Source organism: Spiroplasma sp. hy2, assembly GCF_044714365.1.
Lineage (GTDB): Bacteria > Bacillota_I > Bacilli_A > Mycoplasmatales > Mycoplasmataceae > Spiroplasma > Spiroplasma phoeniceum.
The window spans coordinates 1-11508 of record NZ_RXFZ02000016.1; the positions used below are offsets into that span (position 1 = coordinate 1).

5 protein-coding genes and 1 pseudogene are annotated in these 11508 nt (G+C 26.8%); all 6 read right to left on the reverse strand.

All coding sequences use genetic code 4. The features are described from left to right. Nucleotides 1–220: 220 nt before the first annotated feature. Nucleotides 221–421, reverse strand: coding sequence for a hypothetical protein (locus tag EHV01_RS01115; RefSeq protein WP_422065831.1), 201 nt, complete (start codon nt 419–421; stop codon nt 221–223). Nucleotides 422–561: 140 nt separating this feature from the next. Further along, nucleotides 562–4929, reverse strand: coding sequence for an FtsX-like permease family protein (locus EHV01_RS01120; RefSeq protein WP_422065832.1), 4368 nt, complete (start codon nt 4927–4929; stop codon nt 562–564). A gap of 22 nt (nt 4930–4951) precedes the next feature. Next, the gene (locus tag EHV01_RS01125) at nt 4952–7144 is read right to left on the reverse strand and encodes a hypothetical protein (RefSeq protein WP_422065834.1); all 2193 of its coding nucleotides are present in this window, start codon (nt 7142–7144) and stop codon (nt 4952–4954) included. Between the two features lie 75 nt (nt 7145–7219). Then, nucleotides 7220–8122, reverse strand: coding sequence for a hypothetical protein (locus EHV01_RS01130; protein ID WP_422065835.1), 903 nt, complete (start codon nt 8120–8122; stop codon nt 7220–7222). Nucleotides 8123–8240: 118 nt separating this feature from the next. Continuing rightward, a pseudogene (locus EHV01_RS01135) lies at nt 8241–9185 on the reverse strand (alpha/beta fold hydrolase). Nucleotides 9186–9377: 192 nt separating this feature from the next. Beyond that, a complete protein-coding gene (locus EHV01_RS01140) occupies nt 9378–11285 on the reverse strand; it encodes an ABC transporter ATP-binding protein (RefSeq protein WP_422065837.1) in 1908 nt (635 codons plus the stop codon). Nucleotides 11286–11508 lie beyond the last annotated feature (223 nt).

The window sequence follows — 11508 nt, forward strand, 5'->3', positions numbered from 1 at the left end:
ATAAAATCAAATTTATCAAATTTCATAATTTTAGATTCCTATAATTTCTATTTTAAATATATTTTATAGGAATTTTAAAATAACTAGGTTATGCAAGAAGTCTAATCATTAAATTTTGTAAAATATATTTTGCGATAAAAGAAAAACCGGTGATCAGTATCTATACTAATATCTTTAATTTTACGAATAATTTCATTTTCAGTCATATTACATCAACTCCTTACTTTTTCTTATTATGCCGTTCCATAACGAGTCACATAATCATTATCGCAAAAAAACCAAGACCAGCAATTAATAATAAAACAATCGCTGGAATTAACAATTTTAAAAAATAACATAATAACCCACTTAAAGCTAATAAAGTCATTCCTAATAAACTACCATTAATTACTCACTTTTGTTTTGTTGTAAAGTTAAACATTTCAAACCCTCATTAAAAATAAATTATCTTATCTAAAATAAATCTTTACTATTAACTATACGCTATTTTTACTGTTTTTAAAACCTATTAATGAATTAAAATAAAACTATGGTTCTAAACCATAGTTTTATTAAATCCTGTTAACTTTCCATCATAACAATTTCCTGAATATTTAATTGATTAATTTTTTTCATTGAAATAAAGTACGAGATAACATATAAAATAATAATTCCTCCTAAGATAATTGGTAATGTAATTAGTCCTGTTCCAATTGAAACATAGAAATTAAAGAACATTAAAATCCGCTGGGTAATTGTCCATGTTAAACCTCAAGTGATAAAATATCCTAGTAATCAACCAACAACAGCAAAGGGAATAAAAATTCCTAATATTAAATTATTAATTTCTCAACGACTATAACCTTGTACTTTCATTGTTGCAATAATTTTAATAAACTTTTTAATAAAGAGATCAATTGCAAAATATATTATAATAACAGAAACCATAATAATAATGACAATAAAAATTAAAGCAACTGATAAGGCAACAATAATAACCCGACTCATAATTTTGGCTTTAATACCAACATAATCAGCTGTCAAAACAGATGAGTTATAAGAAGTCGTAAAATTATTTAATGATAAATCACCATTTGTTGATGATAACGCATAACGATTAATTTGATCAGATGGTTGTAATTCGGTTGTATATTTTCCATTGTATCATTGCATTATATTTAAATTATTATCAATTTTATTTATTGGAAATGAATTAATTTGATTAGCATCATTGATACTAATAAACAAGCGTGGTGTATCATAAGTTGAAATGCTTTTAACAATTTTAACTTTAACTGGCTTTTGTGTTAAAGATGGTGCTGCTTTAATAAAATTATTATCAACAGCAGCTTGGTATCATGTTGTTGGAATTCCATCAATAAAATCGCCACTATATGTTCCACCAAAACTAAAATTATATGGTTTAATAACTCAGTACTCTTTATTATCAACTCGTTCTTTTCGAATAATTTTATTTCCGTCAACTGTTAATTCTTTTAATAAAATCCGTTGAAGACCATTACTCAATGTAATTATTTTTTTACTTCAAATTGCTTCCATCGCCGAATTCGTTGGAATCCATAATTCAACATTATTTAAATTATGATATTCACTCTTCCGATCAGCAGTAACATAATATTTTGTTTGTGAACTTGTATTATAAGTAAAATAACTTTTATCTAATGAATACAAACTTTGATAATTATTTACATTTCATCCAACAGCATTACCACTTAAATTATATTTTCAGTTTTGATATTTTAAATCTGTATTATTGTTAGTAAATTCTGCTCATTCATGCTGACCAGTATTATATTGCAATGTTGTTACTTCGGGAGTTAATTCAATTTCCTCTCCAACATTAAGAATTAAACGATGTAATGCAGTAACATTCGCAATTGCATTAATTACGGTACCATTATTATTTGCTAAAATAGCACGCTCAGCGGATGATAATTTTAACATTTTGGTATTTGGATTAATTCCATAAATAGAAAATTGCTTATCATTATTATATGTTCCATCAAAACTAGTAAAAACATCATCAGTTGCTGGATTATAACTCATTGTTCCAATTCCTAATGCAAAATGATTTGCTCGATCCGGATTTTTATTTCAATCTTCTTTAACTGCAGCCGGGATAATCCCATTTGTTGCTTTACTAAAACATGTTCTTCATAACGCAGGATAATCTTCCTTGTCAGTAAATGGTGGGTATGGAATTGCCCCAATGCCTAATGCTTTTGGTAATACGGTACATAAAATTTCTGATACTAAAGCTCGAACACTATCACCAGCTGAAGAATTTTTTACTAAATTATTTAAATAATTAAAAATTCCTAATGATAAATTAGTTCCTGATAAAGTAACAAAATTATAAGATAACATATCTTTTAAAATCCCAGCTACAGTTGGCTCTTGTTTCACCGCTTTTAATGGTTTAATTATCGCTCCTCCATCAATACTATAGTAATTTGCTAGTGGTGTTATTCCACCAATGGGATATAAATCTTGTTCAATTGGATCAGTTGACTTAGGAACATTATCAATTCCATTTCATGCATAAGTTTTATAATAAGAAAACGGATTATTACTTATGACATTACTGTATTTAACTTCACTACCATATTTAATGTTTTTATAATAATTTGTATTAAAATTTTTTGCATAGACTGGTGCTAATAATGAGACAGTCAAAGTAAATGTCACTAAGGCAAAAATTCCTAAATAAGTAAATGCTTGTTTTAGTGAAGTTGATAAAACAACCATCCGGAAACGACCCACAAAAGTTTTAAAATGGAAACTACGTACAGTACGGGCCAAACTATTATTAACTTTTAACTCACGCATTGGATGAATTAAACTTAAAACTTCTGTTTTATTAATTGAAAAATAACAAGTAATAAAAGTAATTAATGATAAGAAAATAACAAAGAACCCAATTAGGAAAAGTAAAATCATTCAGTTTCAAGTAAAACTCCAATTAATTATAAAAAACATATTAAATAATTTTATAACGAATAATTGGACGGTAATTCCAACTAATCAACCGGTTGGTACTGCAATTAAAATACTAACCATTAAAATGCTTCAATAGGAAAGTGCAATTTCACGTAAATAATAGCCAGCAGCTTTTAACATTCCAATTTGTGGTGACTCACGTTTAATCATTTCTTTAATAATAATATATGAAACAGCAAATAATGTTATGGCAAAAATAATAATGAAGAATAAGCCAATATAAATGTAAACATTAATTGTTTTTGCTAATAAATCATAGCGTCGTGTTAATGAACTTGTTACTTCTTTTGGTTCAAAAGCACCAATTGAATGATCATTGCCCAGTGGTGTTGAATTTTTGGTTAGCATTTGAGCATAAAAATCTAATTGATTAGGATTATTTACATAATATTTTTTAAAAATTGCTAAATTCTCGGTTGGTCTATTTGTTAAACTTTTTAAGAATACTCGCGAATTATCCTTTAAACTAATTAAACCTTTATTATTATCTTCTGCTAATAAAGACATTCCATAAGACGATAGATAAATGACAACATCCGTTTTAAAATCAGGAATAAAATCAGTTTCATAAATAGTTGGATAAATATTTAAAGTATCACCACCACTTGCCCCAATTGTAAATGTTCGTTCGCCAATTTGGATATTATCACGCAAATTTTTATGATGTGCTTTTAGATAATTAGGACTAACAACAGCATAATAATTGCTAATTGTCGATTCATTTAATGATGGTCCTGACCACTCATTAACTTTATCAAAAAGCTTTAATTGTTCTTCTTTTAATAAATCATGTCAACCAATTACTTTATATTTTAAATTATTAGTAATATCCCAAGTTGTAACTTCTTGTCGAATTGCAATATCAAAATTGCTAACAACGCCCAGCATTGTGTAATAAGTCTGTACAAAATTAAGAAAAGAACTTCGTTCACTATAATTACCAAAAAAAGTAACTTTATTAAATAAATCACCAATAACCATTCGGGCTTCATTAATTCCTGTTTGATTTAATTTATCAATATATTGCCACGGTGATTGTGCTAAATACTGAATTCGTGTTTCCTTGTTTCTACTTGTATCAATTACATTAAAACGAATAGCAACGCCAAAACTACCACGAAGCCCTTTTTCAAATAAAGTATTTTCTGAAATATTAGTTACCACTGTTTTATTATCTTGTTTTCCCAATGTTAAAGTAATATCAGGAATATCAAATTTAGTAAAATCATTATCAACTGTTTTTAAATTATAATCTCATCGTTCAATTGCTCGTTGTTCGGAAGTTGCTTTTCCATTAATAAAATTAGCAATACTTACTTTAATTTCTTCATTCGTTGCATTACTTTGTTTTTTTAAAAAACTAGTATTAATATAGTCCGTAATAATTCCTAAAAAGTTCTTATATATTTGCGTTGTATAAAATAGTTTAAAATATTGGTCAGCTAAAGCATTATAACCCATTGCTCGTAATTTTGCTATTAATGAGTTTTGATAATTTGGCGCAGTTGTTCGTAATGTTAAATTTAATGTTAAATTCCTAATTTTATCATTTGTTAATTTAAAATTAATATCAGATGGTTTTAATGCAGTAAAAACATCTGTCGCTGCTGCACCAATTGTAATTTTTGGATATGTTAATTTATTACCATTGTTTTCTAGTAAAACATATTCTGTATCAAAAGCAAAACTTGGAGTAATTGTTTGCATATTTGAATTTTCAAAATCCATTGCTGAATAATGAAATGAATAATTATAATCAAAACTACCATAATCCATTTGTCGATTTGCTGATTGTAAACTAGTGACCGTTGTAAATAGACAAGAAGTAATAATTGAACAAATAAAAATCAAAAGAAGCAATGAAATGAATTGCCCTTTTGCTTTAATTATTCCTAAATTCCCTTGCTTCATTAACAATATTTTTTTCATGCTTAGCCCTTATATTCCACTTTTAATCATTTTCAATTGCATCATAATAACGTTTTCATTGCCCGCTACTATCTTTTGCAAATCATTGAATATTAGAAATTACTCAATATTGATGACTATCATCACCAGGATTAATATTCATTCAAGTTACTTTATATTTATAATGCACTTTTTGGTAATTATTTCCTAGCCCATCATATTTCATAAATCAATCCAAATCATGATTACCTAATGCATTTAAATAAGCTGCATTTAAATCTTGATAAGTCTTAATGTCTGCTTTTGAAACATATCATTTTTGATGTAAATCTAAATTAGCAGCAACATCAGCATCACCTGTTCCTTGATATTCAATATCATACGATAATTTATTTTCTTCTAATTTACCATTGCTAATATTTCAATTTGCTCCTAATAATAAAGTATTTGAATAATCATATAAAGCATTATTAATTGCTAAAAAATCTTTTCGTGTTTCTGAATTTGGATCAAAATATAATTTGTTTAATAATGCCCTTACTGGTTGCGCACTATCATTAAACCATGTAAATGCTAAATCCATAAATAAACCCTTTGCTGGTGTCGATGGGTCATCACTGCCTGTTAATAATTGTGCAATTTTTGTTTGATTTTGTTCTTGGTCACTTGCTTCTGATCATGGCAACTTGCTAACTTCTGTTAACGCATTAGCACTTTGTAAGATTCCTTTTGATAAAGCAACAACAAAACGATTAATATCATTAACACTTAAGGTTCCTAAACCACCTTCTGATTTTGATAACATCATTTTTGACATTGACTGTAATACTACTTTAAATCCAGGAGTAATTTTATTAGCAGCAAGTGTTAAAAAACTACTAATTGAATTATTTGCTTCTTCTTGGCGTTCTAAATCTGCTTTAGTATATAAATCATCAAGATATTCTCCAAAATCAGTAAATAATTCAGCCAAAGATTTTGTTGAATCATCTTTTTTAAACAATAAATCAGCTAATTTTAAGTTTGGTGTTTTACCATTTCACATTGCATCACGATTTTTATATTGATCTTCTGGATTAGCTAAGTTTAGTTCCGGTTTCATTGGTTTTACTGCTAATAAATCACTAAAAACTTGTGATTGTTTAGTGAAAAAATCATCAATTTTTTGTTGAATTGCTTGTTTTTCAGTATTATCTTTACCTAAAAGTTGCAACGCTTTTGTTAACCCAAATTTTGCAAAAATATAATTTGCATTTTCTTTTGTTGGGTCATTAGGTAATTTAGGAGAAGCAAAAATCTGATAATAAATAGCTCCTAAAATACTTCCCATAAATGTTCCATCACTATCTTTTGATAAAGCTAAAAAATTGTTCAATTGATTAATATATGCTTTTGATTGTGAACGGTCTGTAAACATATTCGTCATTGAAATTAACTGTAAAATTATTGCTAATTTATCTTGCTCTTCTGATTTTTGAGCTGTTTTAAATGGGCCTCCTGTCGCAAATTTTTGATTATTAATAAGGAAGTTTTGATTTGTACTCGTATCAAATTTAATGTCTTTTGTTGCCACTGGATTATAATCCATATTTAAATTATAAAAATAAGTTACGCGTGGCATCTCAAACATTGCTTTATTACATGCATCAATAATGTTTTGATTAATTCTGTTATCATCACATTTAGTTGGTAAAATTTCCTTTGCAGTTGAATAACTTGACATTGGTCCGCCATCAAATCAATAATTTAACATATTACTATTTTCTGCTAAATTAGGAATTGTTGGTAACCGGTCTTTATCAGAATAATCAGGAATTTTTTTCTTAGTTTGTTTTTCTGTATTATATAATTCATTATCTAATAAATTCATATATTCATAATTTGATGATAAAGTTGTTAACGGCATCCCATTATTTTTATTTAAATATTTACCCCGATAGTAATCACTATCAACAATATTACCATCCTTATCTTTATATGAATCAGGTAGTCGCATTAACATTTGTAACATTGAAGGTGTATATGTATTTAAATTTTCATGTCGATTCGCAATTGTTAGTTTTGTAAATAATGTTGTTTGTAAAATTTTTGATTTTAATGGTCCATTAGGTAAATTTTCAACTGATAAATCTTTATATTTGTCTTCTACTGTTTTTGTCTTAGTTTTACAACTAGCAGTAAGAGCTGGCGTTGCTACTAACGTTGCTGCTGCTAAAATATTAAGTAACTTTCGCATTATTATTCCCTCTTTTCTTTTTATAATTAATAAATAACTAAATCATTGAATTAGTAAAATAAATTAATTCTTATTTTATTCTTGAAGGATCCCTCTTCAACCATTAATTTCATTTCTTAAGAATTTATTTGGTAAATTTTCTAAACCATTTTTTTCACTAATATTAAAAAAACGAATATTATTTAACAATAATAAAAGTGCAACAAGTTGAATTGAATTATCATCATTAATTTGTCATAAATTTTTCATTGTTTTCTTGGCAGTTTTTATTAAGAAAAATAAATCTAATAAACATAAAACTTTAATTATTTTTAAAATAATTTTAAAAAACAATGAACGATCTAAAATTTTTAAGTCTGCTGAGCCATTTTCAAAATTACTAATTAAAATTAAGAAAGTTAAAATTCGGAAAGCAAAATCATGTAAAAATGTTGTTTTTAAATTAAATAAATAAAAAAATGTAATAATAAAAACAATTGAAATATTTTTTATTAATCATAATGCTAAAATATGATTATTATTAATATGATAAAAACAATTTCACAATTGCTTTGTTATTAAAAATGAAAACAACAATGAGAACAAAACTAACATAACTAATTTTAAAGTATAGTTTAAAAATTGTTTATTTATTAAGATAATAATTGCAATAAAAAATTGTATAACTAAAATAGTGCTAAGATAAATACTAGTATCTGTTTTACTTGCATAAATTTGTAAAAGAATGATTTGTAAAATTAAAAGCACAATAAATTCACTAATAGCAAAAGTTGCATTAAAGAAATATTTTGCTGCTAAAGATTTTGCTTCATTTTTTCTAGCGCGAATAGTAAAAAAATATTTTACATTCTTTAAAACAAGATAGAATAAAAGAAAATTAGTAAGAAAAATTATTGCAATACGTTCCAATAACGGATTAAAGAAAAATGAAATTGAATTTAGGATATTAAAACTTGATCATTCATGTAATAAATTCATTTTTCTCTCCTCACAAATTTCAATATAATCCGATATTGCTTACTAACTATATTAAAGCAAAAAAATAGAAAAAACAAGATACTAATTCTTGTTTTTAAAAAAAATAAGGTGCTTTTATTTAAACAAAAAGACTCTTATTATAAAAATTTAAAATATCTTGATAAATCTCCTTTTTAATTGGCTCATTCAAAATCTCATGACGAGCATTTGGATATAATTTAACTTTAACTTTTTTTCCTACCTTTTTATATAAATCAACAGTCTTCATAACCATCTTTCCATATTTCCCAACTGGATCATCAGCACCTGCAATAAATAGTAATGGCAAGTTATCTGGTGTATTTTTAATATTTTTCTTATTTGTAATAAACAACAATCCTGTAAACATATCTTTAAAAGCACTTGTTGAAAAAACTTGTCCTGTTAATGGGTCGTTTGCAAAAGCTTCTTGAACTGTTTTATCTGTTGATAATCATTCAGTTCCTAAATTGCCTTCTTTTTTATAACGAGCATTTAATGGCGCATAAGAAAATTTATAAATAAAATTATCCTTTGATTTTGGTCCTTTCATTTTTTGCCCAATTTTAGCCATTTTAACTGAAAATTTTAACAATCGTTTTGAGTAATGTGCTGTCCCACAAATAACTAATGCCGCAATATTTGTGCCATATTTTATTGCATAATGACGTACCATAAAAGAACCCATTGAATGACCAAACATTACAATTGGTTAGTTTGGATAACTTTTTTTAATATAAGTTGTTACTTCATATAAGTCATCAATAATTTTTTCTCACCCTTCTTCTTCGGCAAAGAAACCAAGATCTTCGGAAGACAGAGCTGTTTTTCCATGCCCACGATGATCTTCAACAATGACAACATAATCATTTGCTACTAAAAATTTAGCAAAATCATCATAACGAAAAGCATGCTCTGCACTATCATGAACTAGTTGAACAATCCCCTTAATGTTTTTATCATTATCAGGTTTCCATTCATACATATGTAATTCAACACCATCCCGTAAGGTATGTTTCCATTCTCTAAATTTCATTTTCATCATCCTTTCAATTTAACATAAAAATAGTTTTTTACTCTTACAATATTATCCTTACTAATTAATGTATAAATAAATTATACAATAAATTTCTATAAACATTTGAATAACTCAATCCTCACTCTAAAAATATTAGCTAATCTATTATAAATAAATTTATGATTTGCAAATAAAAAAGTGTTTAAAATAAACACTTTTTTATTTGTCTTGATTACCAGCACGATGAAGGTCACGGAATGGACCATCAACTGCAATTAACTCATCATACTTACCATTTTGAATAATTCCTTGCCCTTTTCCTAAGACAAAAATTTGATCAACATTTTTAATTGTACTTAATCGGTGCGCAATTGAAATTGTTGTTTTACCAACCATAATTTTTTCTAACTCAGCTTGAATTTCTTTTTCCACAATATTATCTAAAGCACTTGTTGCTTCATCTAAGATTAAAATTTGTGGGTTCTTTAAAATCATTCGGGCAATAACTAGGCGTTGCTTTTGTCCACCTGATAACATAAACCCTCGTTCTCCTAAAATAGTATTATAACCATCTTTTCAACCCATTACTAAATCATGCAGGTTGGCTTTTTTACAAGCTTCAACTACTTCTTCATCTGTTGCATTAAACATTCCATATTTAACATTATAAATTACATCCCCAAATAAAATTTTTGGTTCTTGTTCAACATAACCAACATGTGTTAAATAACTTGCTAAATTTAATTTTTTTAGATTAGTGTTATTAACAATAACTTCCCCACTCGTTGGATCATAGAAACGTAATAATAATTTTGAAATTGTTGATTTACCACTTCCAGTTTCTCCAACGAAAGCATAACTTTTTCCTTTTTTAAATGTAACTGTTGTTTTAGGTAAAATAATAACACCTGGTTTTTCAGGGTATTCAAAAACAATATCTTTTAAAATAATATCACCTTCAACTTCTTGTATCTCAGGCGCATTACGGTTTGGATCAATGGTTGTATCAACACGAATTAATTGAATAATTCGTTTTGTTGAAGCTGTTGCACGTGCTAATCCTGGAACTAATCCAGTTAAAGTTCAAATTGGAAATGCCAAAGTATTAACCCCTATAATAAAGGCTGGCAAAATTTTCATAATACGATTAGTATGTTCTGCTCCTTTATTACCATATAAAATAATACTTGCTAAAACAACAATCACTGTTAAACTTAATGCACATAAAATAATAATTGTTGTCATTCGTGCTTGAATACGATTTAAACGACGATTAACACGGTAATATTCTTTATGAATTTGTTCAAAACGAACACGTTCATATTCTTCTGTCCCTGTTGCTTTAATTAGCGCAATTGATGCAATTCGATCGGTCACATCTCCATTAACATCTGTAATTTTAGCACGAACATTTTCTGTTTCTGATGCTTGTGAACGGAAAGTTACTGCGACAGCAACCATAAATAATGCTGTTGATCCTAAACAAATCAATGCTAATTTTCAATCAATATTTAATAATGAAATTGCACTACCAATAAATATAATTGGAATACTAATTAAGTTAGCTGGGCTTAATTGTGATTCATCCCCAATAACTTGTGTATCATTAATTAATTTAGTCATTGTTTCTCCAATTTTTTTATCAGAATAATAACCAATGTTTAAATTAACTAAATTATTTAATACCGCATTACGAACATCAATTTCAATATTCCGCCCTAGCATTCCACCTACTCGTTCACGAATATTTGTTGTAATTACGGCAATTAATAAATCAACACCAATGATAATTAATCATATATATCATCGTAAGCCTGTTGTGACTGAACTTGGATCATCTCCAAATTCAAATAAAATTTCACTCATTAATTGGTTAATTAAAAAAGTCATTATAACAATTGAAGTTGAACTTAGTACTAATGCAAATAAAATTGTAAATGAACGTAATAAATAACGACGGTAATAAATTGCAACTAACTTAAAAAAACCAATTCGAGGTGCCTTGATTCGTTTCATCATTTCTAATGGCGTTTCTTGTTTACGAGCTTGATTTTTTTCATGTAATTCATTGTAATCTAAATTCTTTTCAATTTTATTAATATCAATTAATTCTTTAATTTTCCCCATAACCTCACCTCATTTCTTAAAAAATGCGAGCTTAATATTTGCTCTCTTATCAATGTATTATATCAAAAAAAAATAAAACTTTTTTAAAATTTTAYCTTTAATTTTGTCGAAAACTCTTGATGAAATAAAAAAAATCATCAATATGACAATTTGAAAACTAATTTTGTGTAAGATTATGATTTTGCTTTAAATTTTTTAAACGTTAAAATATAATACCGTTGAT